21 protein-coding genes are annotated in these 20,849 nt (G+C 71.3%); 9 read left to right on the forward strand and 12 right to left on the reverse strand.

What is annotated here, in order from left to right; all coding sequences use genetic code 11:
- Positions 1-144 precede the first annotated feature (144 nt).
- The 4 genes from IF04_RS0101170 to IF04_RS0101185 all read left to right on the forward strand — a co-directional run bounded on the left by IF04_RS0101170 (position 145) and on the right by IF04_RS0101185 (position 3,410).
- Positions 145-1,146: a metal ABC transporter substrate-binding protein gene (locus IF04_RS0101170; protein WP_030249433.1), complete on the forward strand. Its 1,002-nt coding sequence runs from the start codon at positions 145-147 to the stop codon at positions 1,144-1,146.
- Between the two features lie 29 nt (positions 1,147-1,175).
- Complete coding sequence (locus IF04_RS0101175; RefSeq protein ID WP_030249435.1) at positions 1,176-1,970, forward strand: metal ABC transporter ATP-binding protein; 795 nt, start codon at positions 1,176-1,178, stop codon at positions 1,968-1,970.
- Between the two features lies 1 nt (position 1,971).
- Positions 1,972-2,886: a metal ABC transporter permease gene (locus tag IF04_RS0101180; RefSeq protein WP_030249437.1), complete on the forward strand. Its 915-nt coding sequence runs from the start codon at positions 1,972-1,974 to the stop codon at positions 2,884-2,886.
- Positions 2,887-2,984: 98 nt separating this feature from the next.
- On the forward strand, positions 2,985-3,410 hold the full coding sequence (locus IF04_RS0101185; RefSeq protein WP_030249439.1) for a Fur family transcriptional regulator: 426 nt from the start codon (positions 2,985-2,987) through the stop codon (positions 3,408-3,410).
- A gap of 67 nt (positions 3,411-3,477) precedes the next feature.
- Here IF04_RS0101185 and IF04_RS0101190 read toward each other — a convergent pair whose 3' ends face one another.
- The 5 genes from IF04_RS0101190 to leuA form a co-directional block, all read right to left on the reverse strand.
- Positions 3,478-4,305: an isoprenyl transferase gene (locus IF04_RS0101190; protein WP_030249441.1), complete on the reverse strand. Its 828-nt coding sequence runs from the start codon at positions 4,303-4,305 to the stop codon at positions 3,478-3,480.
- Positions 4,306-4,351: 46 nt separating this feature from the next.
- Entirely contained in the window at positions 4,352-5,098 is a 747-nt protein-coding gene (gene recO, locus IF04_RS0101195) for a DNA repair protein RecO (RefSeq protein WP_030249442.1), read from the reverse strand.
- Positions 5,099-5,164: 66 nt separating this feature from the next.
- Positions 5,165-5,380: a hypothetical protein gene (locus IF04_RS0101200; protein WP_030249444.1), complete on the reverse strand. Its 216-nt coding sequence runs from the start codon at positions 5,378-5,380 to the stop codon at positions 5,165-5,167.
- Positions 5,381-5,663: 283 nt separating this feature from the next.
- Positions 5,664-6,356 (reverse strand): TerB family tellurite resistance protein, encoded by a 693-nt coding sequence (locus IF04_RS0101205; protein WP_030249447.1) that lies wholly within the window; start codon positions 6,354-6,356, stop codon positions 5,664-5,666.
- A 226-nt stretch (positions 6,357-6,582) separates the two neighbouring features.
- A complete protein-coding gene (gene leuA / locus IF04_RS0101210) occupies positions 6,583-8,349 on the reverse strand; it encodes a 2-isopropylmalate synthase (RefSeq protein WP_030249449.1) in 1,767 nt (588 codons plus the stop codon).
- A gap of 298 nt (positions 8,350-8,647) precedes the next feature.
- Between leuA and IF04_RS0101215 the strand changes: the two genes are divergently transcribed.
- The 3 genes from IF04_RS0101215 (at position 8,648) to IF04_RS0101225 (ending at position 11,500) form a co-directional block, all read left to right on the forward strand.
- On the forward strand, positions 8,648-9,754 hold the full coding sequence (locus IF04_RS0101215; protein WP_030249452.1) for a M4 family metallopeptidase: 1,107 nt from the start codon (positions 8,648-8,650) through the stop codon (positions 9,752-9,754).
- A gap of 65 nt (positions 9,755-9,819) precedes the next feature.
- The gene (locus tag IF04_RS0101220; RefSeq protein WP_030249454.1) at positions 9,820-10,086 is read left to right on the forward strand and encodes a protealysin inhibitor emfourin; all 267 of its coding nucleotides are present in this window, start codon (positions 9,820-9,822) and stop codon (positions 10,084-10,086) included.
- A 148-nt stretch (positions 10,087-10,234) separates the two neighbouring features.
- Positions 10,235-11,500, forward strand: coding sequence for an MFS transporter (locus IF04_RS0101225; protein WP_051830635.1), 1,266 nt, complete (start codon positions 10,235-10,237; stop codon positions 11,498-11,500).
- Positions 11,501-11,507: 7 nt separating this feature from the next.
- Here the strand turns inward: IF04_RS0101225 and era are convergent, their stop codons facing one another.
- Both era and IF04_RS0101235 read right to left on the reverse strand, forming a co-directional pair.
- The gene (era, locus tag IF04_RS0101230; protein ID WP_030249460.1) at positions 11,508-12,446 is read right to left on the reverse strand and encodes a GTPase Era; all 939 of its coding nucleotides are present in this window, start codon (positions 12,444-12,446) and stop codon (positions 11,508-11,510) included.
- 101 nt (positions 12,447-12,547) lie between these two features.
- Complete coding sequence (locus IF04_RS0101235) at positions 12,548-12,895, reverse strand: hypothetical protein (protein ID WP_030249463.1); 348 nt, start codon at positions 12,893-12,895, stop codon at positions 12,548-12,550.
- Positions 12,896-12,989: 94 nt separating this feature from the next.
- On the opposite strand from IF04_RS0101235, the gene IF04_RS0101240 reads away from it, so the two are divergent.
- A complete protein-coding gene (locus tag IF04_RS0101240; protein WP_030249466.1) occupies positions 12,990-13,613 on the forward strand; it encodes a class I SAM-dependent methyltransferase in 624 nt (207 codons plus the stop codon).
- Here the strand turns inward: IF04_RS0101240 and IF04_RS0101245 are convergent.
- From IF04_RS0101245 to IF04_RS0101260, 4 genes are all read right to left on the reverse strand, one after another.
- Positions 13,610-14,923 (reverse strand): hemolysin family protein, encoded by a 1,314-nt coding sequence (locus IF04_RS0101245; protein ID WP_030249469.1) that lies wholly within the window; start codon positions 14,921-14,923, stop codon positions 13,610-13,612. The two genes, IF04_RS0101240 and IF04_RS0101245, sit on opposite strands and share 4 nt — an antisense overlap.
- Positions 14,924-14,927: 4 nt before the next feature.
- Positions 14,928-15,425, reverse strand: a complete 498-nt coding sequence (gene ybeY / locus IF04_RS0101250; RefSeq protein ID WP_030249473.1) for an rRNA maturation RNase YbeY — start codon at positions 15,423-15,425, stop codon at positions 14,928-14,930.
- A gap of 11 nt (positions 15,426-15,436) precedes the next feature.
- Complete coding sequence (locus tag IF04_RS0101255) at positions 15,437-16,492, reverse strand: PhoH family protein (RefSeq protein WP_030249476.1); 1,056 nt, start codon at positions 16,490-16,492, stop codon at positions 15,437-15,439.
- Between the two features lie 159 nt (positions 16,493-16,651).
- Positions 16,652-17,788, reverse strand: a complete 1,137-nt coding sequence (locus IF04_RS0101260) for a carbohydrate kinase family protein (protein WP_030249477.1) — start codon at positions 17,786-17,788, stop codon at positions 16,652-16,654.
- A 144-nt stretch (positions 17,789-17,932) separates the two neighbouring features.
- Between IF04_RS0101260 and IF04_RS0101265 the strand changes: the two genes are divergently transcribed.
- Positions 17,933-19,243, forward strand: coding sequence for a 6-phospho-beta-glucosidase (locus tag IF04_RS0101265; RefSeq protein ID WP_030249480.1), 1,311 nt, complete (start codon positions 17,933-17,935; stop codon positions 19,241-19,243).
- 40 nt (positions 19,244-19,283) lie between these two features.
- On the opposite strand, the gene IF04_RS0101270 is transcribed toward IF04_RS0101265, so the two are convergent.
- Positions 19,284-20,783 (reverse strand): hypothetical protein, encoded by a 1,500-nt coding sequence (locus IF04_RS0101270; protein ID WP_030249484.1) that lies wholly within the window; start codon positions 20,781-20,783, stop codon positions 19,284-19,286.
- Between the last annotated feature and the right edge of the window lie 66 nt (positions 20,784-20,849).

Raw genomic sequence — 20,849 nt, forward strand, 5'->3', positions numbered from 1 at the left:
GGTGCTCTCTTCATTGCGACGACGAACAGCGAATGACTCAGGTTACCGGCGGCCATGCCCCCCGGATCAAATCGGTTCCCGCCGCTGTCCCCCTCTCACCTGGTTTGTTGACAATCGTTTCCAGCCTAGTTGAAAATGACTGTCATGAACGTACGCCGTCACATATCCACCGCCGCCCTCGCCGGCTCCGCCGTCCTGGGCCTGCTCGCCGTCTCCGCCTGCTCCACCTCCGGTGCGGCGGACAAGGAGGACGGCAAGCTCGCCGTGACGGCGTCCTTCTACCCGATGCAGTTCCTCGCCGAGAAGATCGGCGGCAAGCACGTCTCGGTGACCAGCCTCACCGCCCCCGGCACCGAGCCGCACGACCTGGAGCTCAGCCCGAAGCAGACCGCCCAGCTCGGCGAGTCCGACGCCATCGTGTACCTCAAGGGCGTCCAGCCGGCCGTGGACGAGGCCGTCAAGCAGTCCGGCGTGAAGCACACCGCCGACGCCGCCTCCTTCACGAAGCTGGAGAGCCACGGCGCCGAGGTCGGCGGGCACGACCACGGGGGCCACGAGGGCGAGTCCGCGGAAGAGCACGCCGAGCACTCCGAGCACGAAGGCCACGAAGGCGAAGAGTCCGGCCTCGACCCGCACATCTGGCTCGACCCCGTGAAGTACGCCGAGGCCGCCAAGGGCGTCGAGAAGACCCTCGCCGCGGCGGACCCCAAGCACAAGGCCGACTACGAGAAGAACACCGCCGCCCTGGTGAAGCAGCTCGACGAGCTGAACCAGGAGTACAAGGACGGGCTGAAGAACCGTAAGTCGGACACCTTCATCACCACTCACGCCGCCTTCGGCTACCTCGCCGAGCGCTACGGCCTGACCGAGGAGGCCATCAGCGGCCTGGACCCGGAGGCCACCGACGTCAGCGGCAGCCGCGTGAAGGAGCTGCAGGGGCTCGCCAAGAAGCACAACGTGGACACCGTCTTCTTCGAGACGCTGACCAGCCCCGACATGGCCAAGACGCTGGCCAAGGACGTGCACGCCAAGACCGACGTGCTCGACCCCATCGAGGGCATCACCAAGAAGTCCCGCGGCGACGACTACCTCGCCGTCATGGAGTCCAACCTCAAGGCACTGCAGAAGGCACTGGGCGCCAAGTGACCGTGCCCCACGCCAGGGAAGGAGCTGCCATGAGCGGTACGGACAGCGTTACGGGCGGGGCCCCCGCTGTCGTCTCGCTGCGCGGTGCGAGCGCCGCGCTGGGCGCCCGCCCCGTGCTGCGCGGCATCGACCTGACCGTGCGGCGCGGCGAGGTCGTCGCGCTGCTCGGCGCGAACGGCTCCGGCAAGTCCACGGCCGTGCGCGCGGTGGTCGGCCAGGTGCCGCTCAGCTCCGGCGAGCTGGAGCTGTTCGGTACGCCCGCGCGCCGCTTCAAGGACTGGGCGCGCATCGGCTACGTACCGCAGCGCACCACCGCGGCCGGCGGGGTGCCCGCCACGGTCCGCGAGGTCGTGGCGGCGGGCCGGCTGGCCCGTACGAAGCTGAAGTGGCCTGGCAAGGCGGACCGGGCGGCCGTGACGGCGGCCCTGGAGAAGGTCGGCATGGCCGACCGTGCCAAGGACTCGGTCGGCGCGCTCTCCGGCGGCCAGCACCAGCGCGTACTGATAGCCCGCGCGCTGGTCGCCGAGCCCGAGCTCCTGATCATGGACGAGCCGATGGCCGGGGTGGACCTCGCCAGCCAGGAGGTGCTGGCGCAGACGCTGCGCGCGCAGGTCGACGCCGGGGCCACGGTCCTGCTCGTGCTGCACGAGCTGGGCCCCCTGGAGCCGCTGATCGACCGTGCCGTGGTGCTGCGGGACGGCTGCGTCGTCCACGACGGGCCGCCCCCGGAGGCGGTCGGCCAGCACGCGCTGCCCGGCCACGATCACGTACACCCGCACGCGGACGCGGCCCACGAGCCCGTCCGGACAGGACTGCTGACCTGAGATGGACATCCTCACCTACGCCTTCATGCAGCGGGCGCTGATCGCCGCGGCCCTCGTCGGCATCACCGCGCCCGCCGTCGGCATCTATCTCGTGCAGCGCCGCCAGGCGATCATGGGCGACGGCATCGGGCACGTGGCGCTGACCGGTGTCGCGCTCGGCGTCCTGCTCAACACCTCGCCGGTGTGGATGGCCGTGCTGGTCGCCACCATCGGCGCGGTGATCATGGAGCTGGTCCGCTCGTACGGCAAGACCCGCGGCGACATCGCGCTCGCCATGCTCTTCTACGGCGGCATGGCCGGCGGCGTAATGATCATCAACCTCGCCCCCGGTGGCTCCACCGCGAACCTCACGAGCTACCTCTTCGGTTCCATCACCAGCGTCTCCCCCGAGGACGTCACGGTCACCGCGATCCTGGCCGCCTTCGTGCTGGTGATCACGCTCGGGCTGCGCCGCCAGCTCTTCGCGATCTGCCAGGACGAGGAGTTCGCCCGCGTCACCGGCCTGCCCGTACGCGTACTGAACCTCCTCCTCGCGGTCACCGCCGCCGTCACCGTCACGGTCGCCATGCGCGCCGTCGGCCTGCTGCTGGTCAGCGCGCTGCTGGTGGTGCCGGTCGCGGCCGCCCAGCAGGCCACCCGCGGCTTCGCCGCGACCCTCGCCATCGCGGTGGCGATCGGCGTGATCGTCACCCTCTCCGGTACGGCCGTGTCGTTCTACGTGGACGTGCCGCCGGGCGCGAGCATCGTGCTGCTGGCCATCGCGGTCTTCGCCGTCTTCTCGCTGATCGCCGCACCACTGGCGAAAAAACGCGCGCGATCGGCCGCCCGGGCCGAGGAGGGGTGCACCCTGGAGGTGCCGGGAGCCGTACCGGGGGCGCGGAAGCCGGCGGACGACGTCAGCGTGAGCAAGCCTTGAGCGTACGGGTGTAAGCGTCCCACCCGGCCTCCGGTCATCACCTGGCACAATGGCCGGACGTTCCGCAGGGGGATGTTCTACGCCTAAGGGAGGCAACGGTGGCGACGAGCGCGGGATCTCCGGTGCGCGGCCGGTCGACGCGGCAGCGAGCCGCCGTGGCCGCGGCTCTCGACGAGGTCGACGAGTTCCGCAGCGCGCAGGAACTGCACGACATGCTCAAGCACCGGGGCGACTCGGTGGGGCTCACCACGGTCTACCGCACGCTGCAGTCGCTGGCCGACGCCGGCGAGGTGGACGTGCTCCGCACCAATGAGGGCGAGGCCGTCTACCGCCGGTGCAGCACCGACGACCACCATCACCACCTGGTCTGCCGCACCTGCGGCAAGGCCGTGGAGGTCGAGGGTCCGGCGGTGGAGAAGTGGGCCGATCAGATCGCGGCGGAGCACGGCTTCCGTGACGTCGCGCACACGATCGAGATCTTCGGCACGTGCGGGGAGTGCGTGAAGGCCGCACAGGCGTCCTAGGGGCGCCGTCAGAACGACGAAGGGCCCGGTGGCCGCGCAGGCGGCTACCGGGCCCTTCAGCGTCCGCTCAGCCCTTCTGCGGCGCGTCCTGGACCTCGTTCGGCTGGGCGCCGCCGAAGCGCCGGTCGCGCTTGGCGTACGCCATGCACGCGTCCCACAGGTTCCGCCGGTCGAAGTCCGGCCACAGCACGTCCTGGAAGACCATCTCGGCGTACGCGCTCTGCCAGATCAGGTAGTTCGACGTGCGCTGCTCACCGGACGGCCGCAGGAACATGTCCACGTCCGGCATGTCCGGGTAGTACAGGTACTTCGCGAAGGTCTTCTCGCTCACCTTCGACGGGTCCAGCCGGCCCGCCTTCACGTCCTCGGCCAGCGCCTGCGCCGCGTCCGCGATCTCCGCGCGGCCGCCGTAGTTCATGCAGAAGTACAGCGTCAGCTTGTCGTTGTCCTGCGTCTGCTCCTGGGCGACCTGGAGCTCCTTGGCCACCGACTTCCACAGCTTGGGCATCCGCCCCACCCAGCGCACCCGGATACCGAGCGCGTCGAGCTGGTCACGCGTCTTGCGGATGAAGTCGCGGTTGAAGTTCATCAGGAAGCGCACCTCGTCGGGCGACCGCTTCCAGTTCTCGGTGGAGAAGGCGTACAGCGAGATGGCCTTCACGCCCATCTCGATCGCGCCCTGCAGCACGTCCAGCACCTGCTCGGCGCCGACCTTGTGCCCCTCGGTGCGCGGCAGCCCGCGCTCCTTCGCCCAGCGCCCGTTGCCGTCCATCACGATGGCCACGTGCTCGGGGACCAGCTCACCGGGGATCTTCGGCGGCCGCGCACCGGACGGGTGCGGCTCCGGCGCCTGGTACTCCCGCCGCGAACGGCCCAGAATCCCACGTCGTGCCATGCGTGCCACGTCTCCTAGCTCTTTGGGTGGTTACTTCGCTACGCGGCTATTTCTCCACGTAGCGGAGCGAGCGCAGTCCTCGCTCCAGGTGCCACTGCAGATACGCCGCGACCAGCCCGCTGCCCTCCCGGACGTGCCGGGCCTCGGCCGCGTCCGCCGTCCGCCAGTCCCCCGTCAGCAACGCGCTGAGCAGCGCGATCGACTCAGAGGAGGGTACGACGCTGCCGGGCACTCGGCACTCCCCGCATATGACTCCGCCCGCGCCGACCGAGAAGAACCGGTTCGGACCGGGCATTCCGCACCGCGCGCAGTCGTCAAAACTGGGTGCGTAGCCGTTCACGGCGAGCGAGCGCAGCAGAAAGGCGTCCAGCACGAGATGCGCGGCGTGCTCCCCGGAGGCGAGCGTCCGCAGCCCGCCCACCAGCAGCAGATACTGCTGCACCGCCGGCTCGCCCTCGTGGTCGGTGAACCGCTCCGCCGTCTCCAGCATCGCGGTCCCCGCGGTGTACCGGTCGTAGTCGCGGACGATGCCGCCACCGTACGCGGCGATCGTCTCGCTCTGTGTGCACAGCGGCAGCCCGCGCCCGACCAGCTCGCTGCCGCGCGCGAAGAACTGCACGTCCACGTGCGAGAACGGCTCCAGCCGCGCGCCGAACTTCGACTTCGTGCGCCGGACACCGCGGGCCACGGCCCGTACCCGGCCGTGGCCGCGGGTCAGCAGCGTGATGATGCGGTCCGCCTCACCCAGCTTCTGGGTGCGCAGCACGACGCCGTCATCACGGAACAGACTCATGCAGCCATTGTCCCGTACGGCCGTGCCGTGCGGGGACGGTCCCCCGTTGCTCCCCGTCGGCCGCCGTCAGCCCACCTCGCCGCGGCTGCGGGCGTTCACATACGCCGTGGCCGCGCTCAGCCGCTCACTCGCCGTCGCGATCCGGACGGCCTCGGGCGCGCAGTCCCACTCCCGCCCGCCGCCCACCGGCCGCAGCTGCAGATACGGCCCCTCGCTCCCCATCACCATTCCGACCTTGCCCGTCCGCGTGTCCACGACGTACGAACCCACCGCGGCGCTCATCGTTCCTCGCTCGCCTTCCTCGCCTCGAATTCGGCATTGGCCCGCGGTCTTTCGCGCACACTGCTTTCCGCCGCCGACCGCATGCCCCACTTTCCCGAAACGGACTTTTCCGCCGGGAGATTTTCGCCGTTCACATCCTTGACACGCGCCTGCGCGCCTAAAATCGACAGCGGCGTACGTGCATCAAGTGCGCGTGCCAGTAAGGGTGTTGGTGAAAGCAGGCGGCAATTTCGCCCGCGCGTACGAGGAAGTACGAGGAATCGACAACCGGTGCGCGCCGGCCCTAAGAAGGCGTGCGCGCGGCGGCGGCGAGAAGCCGGTCCGTGTCCGTCGCGTCGAGCGACAGCGCCGTGCCGACCGTCGTGAGGACTTCGCGCTCCGGGCCCGTGTAGGGGCCGTCCGCAAGGGCGATACGCGCGCCCTGAAGGAGCAGCGACTCACGCCCCGCGGGGGCGAGATGCGGAGCCAGCGGCTCCAGCGCTTCGTGGAGCTCTATGGCGAGCGCCGTGCCGCACGGGTCGAGGCCGTCGCGGCCGTCGTGGTAGGTGCCGGGGAGCCGCCCCGTGTCCGCGGCGAGCGCGGCCAGCAGGGAGAGCAGCTGCTCCTCCGTGCACTCGGTGAAGCCGGAGGCCCGTACCGCCGCGACCGCCTGCTCGCGGACCGTGCGCGAGGCCGTGCCGCCCGCCGCCAGCAGCGCGAGCGTCACCGTGTGCACGGCGTCCCGGAGCATCGCGGAGAAGCGGGTCGTGGTGGGGTGGTCGAGGGCGTCGAGGCCGAAGTGGCCCGTACAGGAGGAACATTCGAGGACGGGGCCCGCCGTGCCGCGCGGAAGGACGGGGACGCCGAGGAGCGTGAGCCGGCGCCTGCCCGTACGGCGGCGGTAGTTACGGTCGCCACCGCACTCGGGGCAGAAGAACTCGCCGTCGGCGAGGGTGCGCCATGACGTGCGCACGCCCACCATGCCCAGCTTGTGCATCACGTCCAGACCTCCATACCGCGCCGGCCACGCTGCCACGCTGACGTGATGTTAGCCACATCCACGATGCCGCGTCAGCATGTCGTACCGGACAATGCGGAAGGCCCCGCCCCTCTTTTCGCAGAGGAGCGGGGCCTTGCGCGGGCGTCGCGCGGGAGCGGTGAACCGCCCGTGGGTACGTTCCCGTACCCGGCCAGCGGGTTTACCGACCCCATCCGTCCGGGTGTCAGCGGCTCGCGCGGTTGACGGCGGAGACGACGGCCTTGAGCGAGGCGCGCGTCGTGTTCGCGTCGATGCCGATGCCCCACAGGACCTTGTCGCCGATCGCGCACTCGATGTACGAGGCGGCCTGCGCGGAGGCGCCCTCGCTCATGGTGTGCTCCTGGTAGTCCAGCAGGCGTACGTCGACGCCGATGCCCTGCAGCGCGTCGAAGAACGCGGAGATCGGACCGTTGCCGGAGCCGGTCAGGACGGTGTCCTGGCCGTCGACGACCGCCTCGACCGTGAGCGCGTCGATGCCGTCCCGGTCCGTCGTGGTCTGGCCGTTCTTGACCTGGATACGGCCCCACGGGTTCTCGGGGTTGGGCAGGTACTCGTCCTGGAAGGTGGACCAGATGGCCGCCGGGGTGACCTCGCCGCCCTCGGAGTCGGTCTTCTCCTGGATGGTCCGGGAGAACTCGATCTGCATCCGGCGCGGCAGTTCCAGCTTGTGGTCGTTCTTCAGGACGTACGCGATACCGCCCTTGCCGGACTGGGAGTTGACCCGGATGACGGCCTCGTAGGAGCGGCCGACGTCCTTCGGGTCGATGGGCAGGTACGGGACCGCCCACTCGATGTCGTCCACCGTCTTGCCCGCGGCGGCCGCGTCGGCCTCCATGGCGTCGAAGCCCTTCTTGATGGCGTCCTGGTGGGAGCCGGAGAAGGCGGTGTAGACCAGGTCGCCCGCGTAGGGGTGGCGCGGGTGGACCTCCATCTGGTTGCAGTACTCGGAGGTGCGGCGGATCTCGTCGATCTGGGAGAAGTCGATCATCGGGTCGACGCCCTGCGAGAACAGGTTCATGCCCAGCGTGACCAGGTCGACGTTGCCGGTGCGCTCGCCCTGGCCGAACAGGCAGCCCTCGACGCGGTCGGCGCCGGCCATGACCGCCAGCTCGGCGGCGGCGACGGCGGTGCCGCGGTCGTTGTGCGGGTGGGTCGACAGGCAGACGTACTCACGGCGGGACAGCCTGCGCGACATCCACTCGAAGCGGTCCGCGTGGGTGGACGGCGTGGAGCGCTCGACCGTGGCGGGCAGGTTCAGGATGATCTCGCGGCCCTCCTCGGGCTGCCAGACGTCCATGACCGCCTCGCAGACCTCCAGAGCGAAGTCCAGCTCGGTGTCGGTGAAGATCTCGGGGCTGTACTGGTAGCCGAAGATCGTCTCGTCGCCCAGGATCTTCTCGGCGTACTCCATGACCAGCCGCGTGCCGTCCACGGCGATCTGCTTGACCTCTTCCTTGGAGCCGCGGAAGACGACCCGGCGGAAGGTGGGCGCCGTGGCGTTGTACAGGTGCACCGTCGCGCGGTGCGCGCCGCGCAGCGACTCGACGGTCTTCTCGATCAGCTCTTCGCGGGCCTGCGTCAGGACGGAGATCGTCACGTCCTCGGGGATCGCGCCCTCTTCGATGATGGAGCGTACGAAGTTGAAGTCGGTCTCACCGGAGGAGGGGAAGCCGACCTCGATCTCCTTGTAGCCCATCTTGACCAGCAGGTCGAACATCTCGCGCTTGCGGGCGGGCGACATCGGGTCGATCAGCGCCTGGTTGCCGTCGCGCAGGTCGGTCGAGAGCCAGCGGGGCGCCTTCGTGATGCGCTTCTCGGGCCACGTACGGTCCGGAATCTCCACGGCCTCGTACTGGCCGTACTTGTGGACCGGCATTCCGGAGGGCTTCTGCGCCACGGTCGCGGCGGTGATGGGCGTGGGGCGACCGATGGAATTCGCGGGGTTCGACATGTGCGTTGGGCCTCTCGTATGTCCTTGAGGGACGGCCGACGGGGCGGTAAACCGCAACACCGAACTCCGCGGGGAGGGGGTCGGCCTACGACTACAGGCCCTCGCCGCGGCAGCTAAGGAGAAGCAGCCCGAAACGCATGATGCTCTGCACCCTAGCGGAGACCCGTGTCATATGGATGTCCCGTATCAGTATGCGGGACCGGAGATCCCTCGTGGCTGTTTAGCGAGCAAGCACACATTCGCGGGAATCTCCGCAGCGGGGAGTGACACGGCACACACACGGTGCCACGCTCGCCGCATGGACGCCACTTCCCGGAACCCCCGGAACCACAGTCATGCTGCCGGCCAGGTCTTCTGCGGAATCATCCCGCCGCATCTCCTCGACCACCTCTCCCGCGCGGAGAGCTCCACGATCTCCGGCCGGGCGCGCCGCACCCTCGAGCACGACGCCCTGCAGCGCACCCGCCGCCGCCTCACCACCGTCCGCGGCCTCGCCGCGCCGGCCGAAGCCCGGGCCGGCAGCGACAAGCCGCAGCGCACGATCTATGACGCGGAACACACCGAGACCCTGCCCGGCACGAAAGTCCGCGGCGAGTCCGACCCGGCGGGCCAGGACGCCTCCGTCAACCGCGCCTTCGCCGGCCTCGGCCACACCTTCGACCTGTACTCCAAGATCTACAGCCGGCGCTCCATCGACGGCATGGGTCTGCCGCTGGACGCCACGGTCCACTACGGCAGGGAGTACGGCAACGCCTTCTGGGACGGCGAGCGGATGGTCTTCGGGGACGGCGACGGCGAGCTGTTCCTGGACTTCACCACCTCCGTGGACGTCATCGGACACGAACTGACCCACGGCGTCACCCAGTACACCGCCAACCTGGAGTACCTCGGCCAGTCCGGCGCGCTGAACGAGTCCGTCTCGGACGTCTTCGGCTCGCTGATCAAGCAGTACTCCCTCCAGCAGAGCGCGGAGCAGGCGGACTGGCTGATCGGCGACGGGCTGCTCGGCCCGGACGTCGACAAGGGGACCGCGCTGCGCTCGATGAAGGCGCCCGGCACGGCGTACGACGACGATGTTCTCGGCAAGGACCCGCAGCCCGCCACGATGGACGGGTACGTGAACACCTCGCAGGACAACGGCGGGGTGCACATCAACTCCGGCATCCCCAACCACGCCTTCTACCTCGCGGCGGTCGCCCTGGGCGGCAACGCCTGGGAGCGGGCCGGGCAGATCTGGTACGACGTGCTGACCGGCGACGGGCTCGCCAAGGACGCCCAGTTCGCGGACTTCGCGAGGCTCACGATCGACGCGGCCAAGGCCCGCTACGGCGACCAGGGCGAGGAACACCAGGCACTGCTGAAAGCCTGGTCCCAGGTGGGCGTCACCAACAACCAGGGGCAGTGACCCGCGGCGGTCATTGGCCCGCGGCGGTCATTGACCGTCGGCATGCCGAGGAGAAGGCTGCGGCCATGCGGATTCAGGTGAGGCGCACCGGCGGTTTCGCCGGCATCGAGAAGCACGCCGAGATCGACACCGCTGACCGGGCCGATGCCGCCCAGTGGGACGACCTGGTCGAGCGGGCGCTGGCCGACGGGCGGGACACCCCGCCCGTCGGGGTGCCGGACGGGTTCATGTACCAGATCACCGTCGACGGCCGGACCGTGTACTGCGCGGACCCCCGGCTGACCGAGCACCAGCGCAAGCTGATCACTCGGGTACTGAAGGAAGGGGCGTAGGGCACCCGCCCTGGCCCCCTGCGACGCGTGTCAAGGGCGCGGGTGGGCGGCTCCGCCCGCGCCCTTGACACGTCACTGACGGGTCGGCGGCCACCCGGATGAGGAACTGACCGCGCTGCTCCCGGTACCGGTGGCGGAGGATCGGAAGATGATCTCCCAGCACCTGGACCGGTACGGCGTCGAGGACGCGCTGGCCGAGCCCGTCGTGCCGGTCGGGCGCGGCTGGACGGCGGCGCTGGTGGTGGCCAGTGGGGCGATCTGGGTCGGCTGGTTCGGGCCGCTGCAGATCCTGCTCGCCCTCCAGGCCGCCGAGCTGGCCCCGGCGGGCACCTCGAAGGAGACCGTACTGGCCTGGGTGACCGGCTGCGGCGCGGCCGTCGCGCTGTTCGCCACGCCGCTCTTCGGCGCGGCCTCGGACCGTACGTCCTCGCGCTTCGGCCGCCGTGCTCCATGGATCGCGGGCGGCGTCCCGGCCGGCGCCGGCGCGCTCGCGCTGCTGGCCACGGCGGACGGCGTGCCGTCCCTGCTGCTGGGCTGGTGCCTGGTCCAGCTCGCGCTGAGCGCCGCGTACGCCGCCCTCACCGCGGCGGTGCCGGACCGGGTGCCGCGGCGGCAGCGCGGGGCGGTCGGCGGCTGGCTGGGCGCGGCACAGATCCTGGGCGTACTGGCGGGCACGGGCCTGGCGACCGCGGCCGGCGGCATCGCGGCGGGCTATCTGGCCTGCGCCGCGTTCACGGTCCTGGCCACGCTCCCGTACGTCCTGCTCCACCGCGACCCGGTGCTGCCCGCCGACCGGCGCCCGCCGTTCGACCCGCGCGCCTTCCTGACCGCCTTCTGGATCAGCCCGCGCCGCCATCCGGACCTGGCCTGGGCCTGGCTGACCCGCTTCCTGGTCAACCTCGGGAACTCGATCGCGCTGCTGTACCTGCTGTACTACCTGCGGGACGCGCTGCACCACCCCGACCCGGCGACCGGGGTGCTGATCCTCACCGCGGTGAACAGTGCGCTGCTGCTGGCGACGGTCGTCGCCGCCGGCTTCTGGTCGGACCGCATCGGCCGCCGCAAACCGTTCGTCCTGTGGGCCGGCGTCCTGATGGCGGCGGCCACCGCGGTACTCGCCTGCTGGCAGAGCTGGCCCGGGGCGCTGGTGGCGGCGGGCACGCTGGGCATCGGCTTCGGCGTCTTCATGTCCGTCGACTTCGCGCTGATGACGGACGTCCTGCCGGCCGCGGCCCACCGCGGCAAGGACCTCGGCGTCATCAACATCGCCAACTCCCTGCCCCAGGTCGCCGCCCCGGCCCTGGCGGCGCCGGTGGTCCGCCACCTGGGCGGCTACCCGGTCCTGTACCTCCTGGCCGCGGCCATCGCCCTGGCGGGCGCACTCCTCGTACGCCGCATCCGAGGAGTGGGCTAGGGGACGGCTAGAAGCCCAGCTTGCGGAGCTGCTTCGGGTCCCGCTGCCAGTCCTTGGCGACCTTCACATGGAGATCCAGATACACGGGCGTGCCGAGCAGCGCCTCAATGTGCTTCCGCGACTTCATCCCGACCTCCTTCAGGCGCTTGCCCTTGGGGCCGATGATGATGCCCTTCTGGCTGGGCCGCTCGATGTAGACGATCGCGTGCACGTCCAGCAGCGGCTTCTCGGCGGGCCGGTCCTCGCGCGGCAGCATCTCCTCGACGACGACCGCGATGGAGTGCGGCAGCTCGTCCCGCACGCCCTCCAGCGCCGCCTCGCGGATCAGCTCGGCGACCATGACCTGCTCGGGCTCGTCGGTGAGGTCGCCCTCCGGGTACAGCGGCGGGCTCTCCGGCAGCATCGGCACGAGCAGATCGGCCAGCAGCCCCACCTGGCTGTCGCCGACCGCCGACACCGGAATGATCTCGGCCCACTCGATCCCGAGCTCTTGGCCCAGCTTGTCGATGGCGATCAGCTGCTCGGCGAGCGCCTTGGAGTCCACGAGGTCGCTCTTGGTCACGATGGCGACCTTCGGCGTCTTCTTGATCCCCGCCAGCTCACCCGCGATGAACCGGTCGCCCGGCCCGAGCTTCTGATCGGCGGGCAGACAGAAGCCGATCACATCGACCTCGGCCCACGTGGTCCGCACCACATCGTTGAGCCGCTCGCCCAGCAGCGTGCGCGGCTTGTGCAGACCGGGGGTGTCCACCAGCACGAGCTGGGCGTCCGGGCGGTGCACGATGCCGCGGACGGTGTGCCGGGTGGTCTGCGGCCGGTTGGAGGTGATGGCCACCTTCGTACCGACGAGAGCGTTCGTCAGGGTGGACTTGCCCGCGTTCGGGCGGCCGACGAAGCACGCGAAGCCGGCGCGGTGCGGGGCGGAGGAGTCTGTACGAACGCTCATGCCGCCCATTCTCCCCGATCGCGGGCATGACACCGACCACCGGCCCGGCCGGGCCGGTGGGTCAGCGGTATCTCAGCGGTATCTCTGTGGTGCTGCGGTGCTCAGCCCGCCTTGACGGTCTCGCGCAGGACACCGTCGGTGCCCGCGACCAGTACGGGGGTCTCCGCACCGCCCAGGTCGCGGACGGCCGCGCGGTCCGCGTCGGCCGCGGTCGCCGCCTCGGTGACCACCGCGGCGGCCTCCAGGGACTGCGCGCCGCTGGCGACGGCCATCGCGACGGCGGTCTGCAGGGCGCTCAGCTTGAGGGAGTCGAGGGTCACGGTCCCCGCGACGTACGTCCGCCCGGTCTCGTCCCGAACGGCGGCCCCCTCGGCAACACCGTTACGGGCACGCGCCGAACGGGCAAGCGTAATGATCTTGCGGTCTTCCGGATCCATCGCTTCGCTCATACGGCCGAGGATATGCGTTCACCACGCCCGCACGCGCAGCGGTATCCGCCCGCCTACGCTGGAAAGCGGGCAGCCGTACACGGAGGCGATCCGCATGGGTATCTACTCAGAACGCATCCTCCCGCGCATCAACGACGTCGCCTGCGGAATGAAACCCACCAAACCGCTGCGGCGCCAGGTCTGCGCACCCCTCAAGGGCGACATCATCGAGATCGGCTTCGGCACGGGCCACAACGTGCCCTTCTACCCGCCGGCCGTCAGCAGCGTGGCCGCCATCGAGCCCTCCGACCTCGGCTGGCAACTCGCGGGGACCCGCCTGCGAGCAACCCGTACGCCCGTCCACCGAGCCGGCCTCGACGGCCAGTCCCTCCCCTTCGAGGACAACAGCTTCGACGCCGCCCTCTCGACCTGGACGCTGTGCACCATCCCCGACGCCGAGGCCGCCCTCCGCGAGGTCCGGCGCGTCCTCAAGCCGGGCGGCACCCTGCGCTTCCTCGAACACGGCCTGGCCCCGGAGACGGATCAGTCCGTACGCCGGTGGCAGCGCCGCCTGGATCCCGTCAACGCACGCCTCTTCGGCGGCTGCCACCTCACCCGGCCGGTGGCCGACATGCTGAAGTCAACAGGCTTCACGATCACCGAACTCGAGACGTTCTACGAGAAGGGCGCTCCCAAGCCCATCGGCGCCGACTCGCTGGGCACAGCGGTGGCGCGCTAGTCCTCGTCGCTCCCGGCACCCTCGGTGCCGACCGGCTCCACCAGCACAGTCACGATCTTGTTCCGACGCCCCGCCGGCGACTCCGCGGTCAGCCGCAGCGCCTTGAGGGACGGGTCCACGGCGTCCTCGGAGAGATCGACCTCCGCCTGCGCCCCTGCGATCGGCACCCGCCCCAGCCGCTTGGCCAGCAGCCCGCCGACCGTCTCCACGTCCTCGTCGTCCAGCTCCAGGCCGTACAGCTCGCCGAGGTCGCCGATGTCGAGGCGGGCCGTGACCCGGTACCGCCCGTCGCCCAGCTCCTGCACGGGCGGCAGCTCGCGGTCGTACTCGTCGGTGATCTCCCCGACGATCTCTTCGAGGATGTCCTCGATGGTGACGATGCCGGCCGTGCCGCCGTACTCGTCGATCACCACGGCAACGTGATTGCGGTCCCGCTGCATCTCCCGCAGCAGATCACCCGCGTTCTTCGTGTCCGGCACGAACGCCGCGGGCCGCATCGCCGTCGAGACCAGCTCCGTCTCCGCGTCCCGGCTGATGTGCACCTTCCGGGCGAGGTCCTTCACGTACACCACACCCACCACATCGTCCTCGCTCTCCCCCGTCACGGGGATGCGCGAGAAACCGGAGCGCAGCGCGAGCGTGAGCGCCTGGCGGATGGTCTTGAAACGCTCGACCGAGACCAGGTCGGTCCGCGGCACCATCACCTCGCGCACGAGCGTGTCGCCGAGCTGGAAGACCGAGTGCACCATGCGGCGCTCCTCGTCCTCGATCAGCGACTCCTGCTCCGCGAGGTCGACCATCGCGCGCAGCTCGGCCTCGGAGGCGAACGGTCCCTTGCGGAAGCCCTTGCCGGGCGTGAGGGCGTTGCCGAGGAGGATCAGGAGCTGCGGGATCGGGCCCATGATGCGGGCCAGCGGCAGCAGGACGTACGCCGCTGCCGTCGCCGTGTTCAGCGGGTGCTGCCGTCCGATCGTCCGCGGCGAGACGCCCACCGCCACGTAAGAGACGAGCACCATCACCGCGATGGCGACGGTCAGCGCCTCCCACGTCTCCGCGAACCGCTGCACGCACGCGTACGTGACGACGACGGCCGCGGCCATCTCGCAGCCGACCCGCACCAGCAGTGCGACGTTCAGATAGCGGGTGGGGTCGGCGGCGACGGCGGCGAGCTTGGTGCTGCCGCGCCGCCCCGACCGTACGGCCTCCTCGGCGCGGAAGCTGGTCGTGCGGGCGAGGCCCGTCTCCGCGCAGGCGGCGAGCCAGGCGACCACGACGAGGAGGACCGCGACGGCGATCAGCTGGACGGACACCGCGTCACCGGGTGGTGGGTGCCGGGGACGGGCCCTCGATACCGCGCTCGGCCCGCCAGCCGTCGATGATCGCGGCCTGCAGGCCGAACATCTCGGCCTTCTCGTCCGGCTCCTCGTGGTCGTACCCGAGGAGGTGGAGGACGCCGTGGACGGTGAGCAGCTGCAGCTCCTCGTCCATGGAGTGCCCGGTCGGCGCCTCCTCGCCCTGCTTCGTGGCGACCTCGGGGCAGAGCACGATGTCGCCGAGCAGCCCCTGCGGGGGCTCCTCCTCGTCCTTGGCCGGCGGGCGCAGCTCGTCCATCGGGAAGGACATCACGTCGGTCGGGCCGGGGAGGTCCATCCACTGGATGTGGAGCTGCTCCATGGCGTCGGCGTCGACGACGATGACCGAGAGCTCGGACAGCGGGTGGATGCGCATCCGGGCGAGCGCGTAGCGGGCGACATCCAGGATCGCCTGCTCGTCGATGTCCGTACCGGACTCGTTGTTGACGTCGATTGCCATCGTTGTTGTGCTCAGTGCTTTCCGTTGCGGCTGCGGCTGTCGTGCTGGCCGGAGCGACCGTCGTTCTGGCCATTGCGGCTGTCGTACTTCTCGTACGCGTCGACGATACGGCCCACGAGCTTGTGCCGGACGACGTCGGTGCTGGTGAGGCGCGAGAAATGGACGTCGTCGACGCCCTCCAGGATCTCCTGCACCTGGCGCAGACCGCTCTTCGTGCCGCCGGGCAGGTCGATCTGCGTCACATCACCCGTGATCACGATCTTCGAGTCGAAGCCGAGGCGGGTGAGGAACATCTTCATCTGCTCGGGGCTGGTGTTCTGCGCCTCGTCGAGAATGATGAACGCGTCGTTCAGCGTCCGGCCTCGCATGTACGCCAGCGGCGCGACCTCGATCGTCCCCGCGGCCATCAGGCGCGGGATGGAGTCGGGGTCGAGCATGTCGTGCAGCGCGTCGTAGAGCGGGCGCAGATACGGGTCGATCTTCTCGTAGAGCGTGCCGGGCAGGAAGCCCAGGCGCTCGCCCGCCTCGACCGCGGGCCGGGTCAGGATGATGCGGTTGACCTGCTTGGACTGCAGGGCCTGCACCGCCTTGGCCATGGCGAGGTAGGTCTTGCCCGTACCGGCGGGGCCGATGCCGAAGACGACCGTGTGCTGGTCGATGGCGTCGACGTACCGCTTCTGGTTCAGCGTCTTCGGGCGGATCGTGCGGCCCCGGTTGGAGAGGATGTTCTGGGTGAGCACCTCTGCGGGGGTCTCGCTCGTCCCGCCCTCGCCGTTCTCCGCCGAGCGCAGCATGGCGATCGAGCGTTCCACTGCGTCCTCCGTCATCGGCTGTCCGGTGCGGAGCACCAGCATCATCTCGTCGAACAGGCGCTGGATGAGCGCGACGTCCTCGGGATTTCCGACGGCGCTGACCTCATTGCCACGGACGTGGATGTCGGCCGCCGGGAAGGCGTTCTCGATCACGCGCAGCAACGCGTCTCCCGACCCCAGGACCGTGACCATGGGGTGCTTGGGCGGGACGGTGAACTGGGCGCGCGCCTGCTGATTCGTGGGTGTCTGCGTCATGGGCCGGCTCTGTGGCCTGCTGATCCCCATTTCTACGTAGCGATGCCTGCGGCTCTCCTGAGCACGTCCAGGGTACGACGCACCACCGACATCGACGGAGAACTTTTCGAGGAGGGCCGGTGGAGGGGGCGGCTCCGCCCCCACCCTCGCGTGGAACCGTCAGCCGGAGCGGCGGAAGCCGATCGTGGGGAGGGCGCGGGCCAGCGGCCACTGGCGGTAGGCGGCGGGCAGTACGCCCTCCAGGAACGCGTAGCGCTCCCGCAGCGGGAGCCCGCCGCCCGGTGCCACGAGCCCCGCCACGGCCTCCGTGTGGTCGTCCCGTACCTGCTGCCACCACGCGGCGATCTCCGACCAGCCGGGCGCGGACAGCGAGCCGCCGAACTCCTGCACCGACAGCGCCGCCGTCAGGCCCGCGAACGCCAGCCGGTCGGCCAGCGGCCAGCCCGCGAGCGTGCCCGTGACGAAGCCCGCCACGAAGACGTCGCCCGCGCCCGTGGGGTCCAGCGCCTCCACCGCGATCGCCGGGACCTCGGCGCTCTCGCCGGTACGCGCGTCCACCGCGCACGCGCCCCGCGCGCCCATGGTGACCACGGCGACCGGCACCAGGTCGGCGAGCTTGCGGGCGGCGGCCTGCGGCGAGTCCGTACGCGTGTACCGCATCGCCTCCTCGGCGTTCGGCAGGAACGCCTCGCAGTGTTCGAGGTCGGCGAGATCGGCGGGGTCCCAGCGCCCGGTGTCGTCCCAGCCCACGTCCGCGAAGATCCGGGCGCCGCGGCCGGCCGCGCAGCCCAGCCAGCCCTCCCGCCGCCCCGGCACCAGCGAGGCGACGCAGGCGCGCGAGGCGGGCGGGCACCCCGGCGCGTGCGCCCCGTCGAAGGCGGACTCCGGCGGCGGCGCCTCGTGCCCGTGCGACACCATCGTGCGCTCGCCCTCGTACGCCATGGAGACGGTCACCGGCGAGTGCCACCCGGGCACCTTCCGCGACATCGACAGGTCGATGCCCTCCCCCCGGCGCAGCGCGTCCCAGCAGTACTCGCCGTACATGTCGTCCCCGAAGGCCGCCGCCAGCGAGGTGTGCAGCCCCAGCCGGGCCAGCGCGGTCGCCATGTTCGCGACGCCCCCGGGGCTCGACCCCATGCCGCGCGCCCAGGACTCGGTGCCGCGGACCGGCGCCGAGTCCAGCCCGGTGAAGATGATGTCGAGGAAGACCGTGCCGGTGAGATAGACGTCCGTGGCCGGGTCCCGCGGCCCCCGAAGGGCGGCGAGCGGGTCGAGCACCGCCGGTGTGGGACTCATGGGGGCGAACTGTTCTCCGCTGTGAGCGCTCACCTTGCCTGCCCCTTTCGTCCGTGCACGTCACGCCAGTGTGCCGGATCAGGGGTGGTCATGGCTGCGAGCGGGGCGGCTTCCGGCGCACCTTCGTGCGGTACGTTCCGGCCCATGAGGCTCACGATTCTCGGTGGTGGCGGCTTCCGGGTGCCGCTGGTCCACCGCGCGTTGCTCGACGACCCCGCGCGCGCCGTGACGGAGGTGACGCTGTACGACACCGACGCGGACCGGCTGCGGGTCATCGCGGCCGTACTGGAGCGGCAGGCGGCGGGCCGGGAGCGGCCGGTCCGGGTACGGCTGGCGACGGACCTCGACGACGCCCTGCGCGGCGCGGACTTCGTGTTCTCCGCGATCCGGGTCGGCGGCACCACTGGACGCGTCGCGGACGAGCGGATTCCGCTCGCCGAGGGCGTGCTCGGCCAGGAGACGGTGGGCGCGGGCGGCGTGCTCTACGGGCTGCGCACCATCCCCGTGGCGCTGCGCATCGCCGAGCGGGCCGCGGAGCTGGCCCCGGACGCCTGGGTCATCAACTTCACCAACCCGGCCGGAATGGTCACCGAGGCGATGGCGGAGGTGCTGGGCGAGCGGGTGATCGGCATCTGTGACTCGCCGGTGGGCCTGGTGCGCCGGGCCGCGCGGGCGGCGGGCGCCGACCCGGATGCGGTGACGTACGACTACGTGGGGCTGAACCACCTCGGGTGGCTGCGGTCGCTGTCCTACGAGGGCCGCGACCTGCTCCCGGGGCTGCTCGCCGACCCCGAAGCGCTCGGCTCGTTCGAGGAGGGCCGGCTCTTCGGGGCCGAGTGGCTGCACGCCCTCGGGGCGCTGCCCAACGAGTACCTGCATTACTACTACTTCCGCCGCGAGACGCTCGCCTCCGTACGGGAGGCGGACGAGACCCGCGGTGCCTTCCTCGACCGGCAGCAGGGCGGCTTCTTCGAGGCGGCGGCCCGGCGCCCGGAGGAGGCGTACGCGCTGTGGGAGCGCACGCGCCTGGAGCGCGAGGAGACGTACATGGCGGAGAGCCGGGAGGCGAGCGGCGGCTGGCAGCGCGACAGCTGCGACCTGGAGGGCGGCGGGTACGACCGGGTGGCGCTGGCCCTGATGCACGCGATCGCGGGCGACCGGCGGGCCCGGCTGATCCTGAATGTGCGCAACGGTACGACGGTTCCGGCGCTCGCCCCCGAGGCCATCATCGAGACGGTGTGCGAGGTGGGCGCGGACGGCGCCCGGCCGCTGCCGTGCGCCCCGCTCCGCAACGACCAACTGGGGCTGATGCTCCAGCTGAAGGCGGTGGAACGGGCCACGGTGGAGGCCGCCGTCTTCAAGGAGCGCGACGCGGCCCTACGGGCGCTCGCGCTGCACCCTCTGGTGGACTCACCGGCGGTGGCCGCCCGCATCCTGGAGCGGGCGGCGGACTGAACGTTCCGCCCGGCGGGCGCGGTTCGGCGGCCGGGCGGGCTCAGCGGCTGACGGACTCCGCCAGGGCGGCCAGGCGGCGCTGTACGTCGTCGCGGGCGCCGCTCCTGCCGGGCACCCGGCTCCGGAGGTTCGCCAGCTCCTCGCCCAGCTTCCGGGCCTCCTCGCCGTTGCTGATCTGGTGCCAGCAGTGGTGGGCACGGTCGACGGCGGCGGTGACCTCGGGGTCCGTCTCGCTCTGCCCGCCGGCCAGCCGGACGTGCGCGGACCGCATCCACAGCCCGCTCGCCCGCACCGGCTCGTCGGCCTGCCGGGCCAGCTCCGCCTGTACCTCGATCCAGTGCACCGCCTCGGGTGACACCGGCCCGTGGCTCCGGAGGGCGGCCTGCTCCCAGGCCGCGGCCATCGCGGCGGCCTCCCCGTGCCGCCCGGCCGCGGCAGCGGCGAACACGGCGTGATGCGGGTCGACGGCAGGCGCCGCACCGGGCACCGGGGGTATGGCGGCCACTACGGGAATCGGCGGCTGGGCGGGCTGCGTGGGCTGCGCCGGCACGGGAGCGGGCGCGGGCTCAGGAGCCGGGGCGGGCTCGGGCGTGGCAGCCGGAGCGGGAGCGGGCGCGAGCCTCGGATCAGACGCGGGCTCGGGCGCCGGGGTGGGCGCGGGCGCCACAGCGGGCGCAGACGCCCGAGCAGGAGCCGGTGCAGACGCCGGTGCAGGCGCCGGAGCGGAAGCCGGTGCAGGCGCGGGCGTGGGCGCCGGAGCAGACACGGGCGCGGACGTATGCGCGGCAGCCGGTACAGCCACACCCCCAGCAACCGGCCCAGGACCCGGACTCGGCGCCGGTACCGGTACCGGCGCCTCCCTCCACGCCATCGGCCGCTCCGGCGCCAGCCACAACGTCACCCCACCGTCCAGCCCCGCCTCACGCAGCGCCCAGTCGTGCAACTCCTCCGTACTGGGCCGCACCGCCGCCGTCCCCGTCTCCCCCACCGCCCGCAACACCCTCGTCAGAGCATGCGTGTACGCCGGCGCGAGCCGGTTCCGCTTGTCGCTCCGCTGCACCGTGCCGTACAGCAGGAACGGTCCGCCCAGCGACAGCTTCCCGCTGCCCAGGTCATGCCAGACCTCCGGCCCCGCCGCCAGGTCCGCCAGCACCGTCGTACTGCCCGGCGGCCGATGCTGCAGCTCCGCGGCGAGCCAGTGCCACGGCAGCGCCGTGTACCGGACCGTGCGGGGCACGGTCCGGGCCAGCGCCAGATGCGGTTTGCCCTGCCGCGCGTCGACCTGGAGGTGCCCCGCGACGTAGATCAGCAGCGGCCCGTCGACGGCGGCCGCGGTGCGGATGTGGGTCAGCACCGTATTCGGGTCGTCCGGGTTCGCCAGCTGTACGGCGCTGGCGTACGGAGCGCCCACGAGCCGCGCCGGCGGGACGGCCGCCAGCTGCGGCAGCGCGGCGGTCGCCGACAGCGGCCGACGCACCGGCGGATCGGCGGCAATCAGCAGGGCGTAGCCAGGAGCGGTCGGTGCGGTGCTGGTTGCCATACCGAGCACGGTAACCGGCCGCACTCCTGGTACGCATGGGATAGCGGCGCAAAGGTTCGAAAACCG

The organism is Streptomyces violens, assembly GCF_000717745.1.
GTDB lineage: Bacteria > Actinomycetota > Actinomycetes > Streptomycetales > Streptomycetaceae > Streptomyces > Streptomyces violens.

Bases quoted from the DNA above. Each gene is read 5' to 3' on its own strand.
- IF04_RS0101170 (WP_030249433.1), top strand. From the start codon at position 145: ATGAACGTACGCCGTCACATATCCACCGCCGCCCTCGCCGGCTCCGCC.
- IF04_RS0101175 (WP_030249435.1), top strand. From the start codon at position 1,176: ATGAGCGGTACGGACAGCGTTACGGGCGGGGCCCCCGCTGTCGTCTCG.
- IF04_RS0101180 (WP_030249437.1), top strand. From the start codon at position 1,972: ATGGACATCCTCACCTACGCCTTCATGCAGCGGGCGCTGATCGCCGCG.
- IF04_RS0101190 (WP_030249441.1), bottom strand. From the start codon at position 4,305: ATGGCACGACGTGGGATTCTGGGCCGTTCGCGGCGGGAGTACCAGGCG.
- recO (WP_030249442.1), bottom strand. From the start codon at position 5,098: ATGAGTCTGTTCCGTGATGACGGCGTCGTGCTGCGCACCCAGAAGCTG.
- IF04_RS0101200 (WP_030249444.1), bottom strand. From the start codon at position 5,380: ATGAGCGCCGCGGTGGGTTCGTACGTCGTGGACACGCGGACGGGCAAG.
- IF04_RS0101205 (WP_030249447.1), bottom strand. From the start codon at position 6,356: ATGCACAAGCTGGGCATGGTGGGCGTGCGCACGTCATGGCGCACCCTC.
- leuA (WP_030249449.1), bottom strand. From the start codon at position 8,349: ATGTCGAACCCCGCGAATTCCATCGGTCGCCCCACGCCCATCACCGCC.
- IF04_RS0101215 (WP_030249452.1), top strand. From the start codon at position 8,648: ATGGACGCCACTTCCCGGAACCCCCGGAACCACAGTCATGCTGCCGGC.
- IF04_RS0101220 (WP_030249454.1), top strand. From the start codon at position 9,820: ATGCGGATTCAGGTGAGGCGCACCGGCGGTTTCGCCGGCATCGAGAAG.
- IF04_RS0101225 (WP_051830635.1), top strand. From the start codon at position 10,235: ATGATCTCCCAGCACCTGGACCGGTACGGCGTCGAGGACGCGCTGGCC.
- era (WP_030249460.1), bottom strand. From the start codon at position 12,446: ATGAGCGTTCGTACAGACTCCTCCGCCCCGCACCGCGCCGGCTTCGCG.
- IF04_RS0101235 (WP_030249463.1), bottom strand. From the start codon at position 12,895: ATGAGCGAAGCGATGGATCCGGAAGACCGCAAGATCATTACGCTTGCC.
- IF04_RS0101240 (WP_030249466.1), top strand. From the start codon at position 12,990: ATGGGTATCTACTCAGAACGCATCCTCCCGCGCATCAACGACGTCGCC.
- ybeY (WP_030249473.1), bottom strand. From the start codon at position 15,425: ATGGCAATCGACGTCAACAACGAGTCCGGTACGGACATCGACGAGCAG.
- IF04_RS0101255 (WP_030249476.1), bottom strand. From the start codon at position 16,492: ATGACGCAGACACCCACGAATCAGCAGGCGCGCGCCCAGTTCACCGTC.
- IF04_RS0101260 (WP_030249477.1), bottom strand. From the start codon at position 17,788: ATGAGTCCCACACCGGCGGTGCTCGACCCGCTCGCCGCCCTTCGGGGG.
- IF04_RS0101265 (WP_030249480.1), top strand. From the start codon at position 17,933: ATGAGGCTCACGATTCTCGGTGGTGGCGGCTTCCGGGTGCCGCTGGTC.
- IF04_RS0101270 (WP_030249484.1), bottom strand. From the start codon at position 20,783: ATGGCAACCAGCACCGCACCGACCGCTCCTGGCTACGCCCTGCTGATT.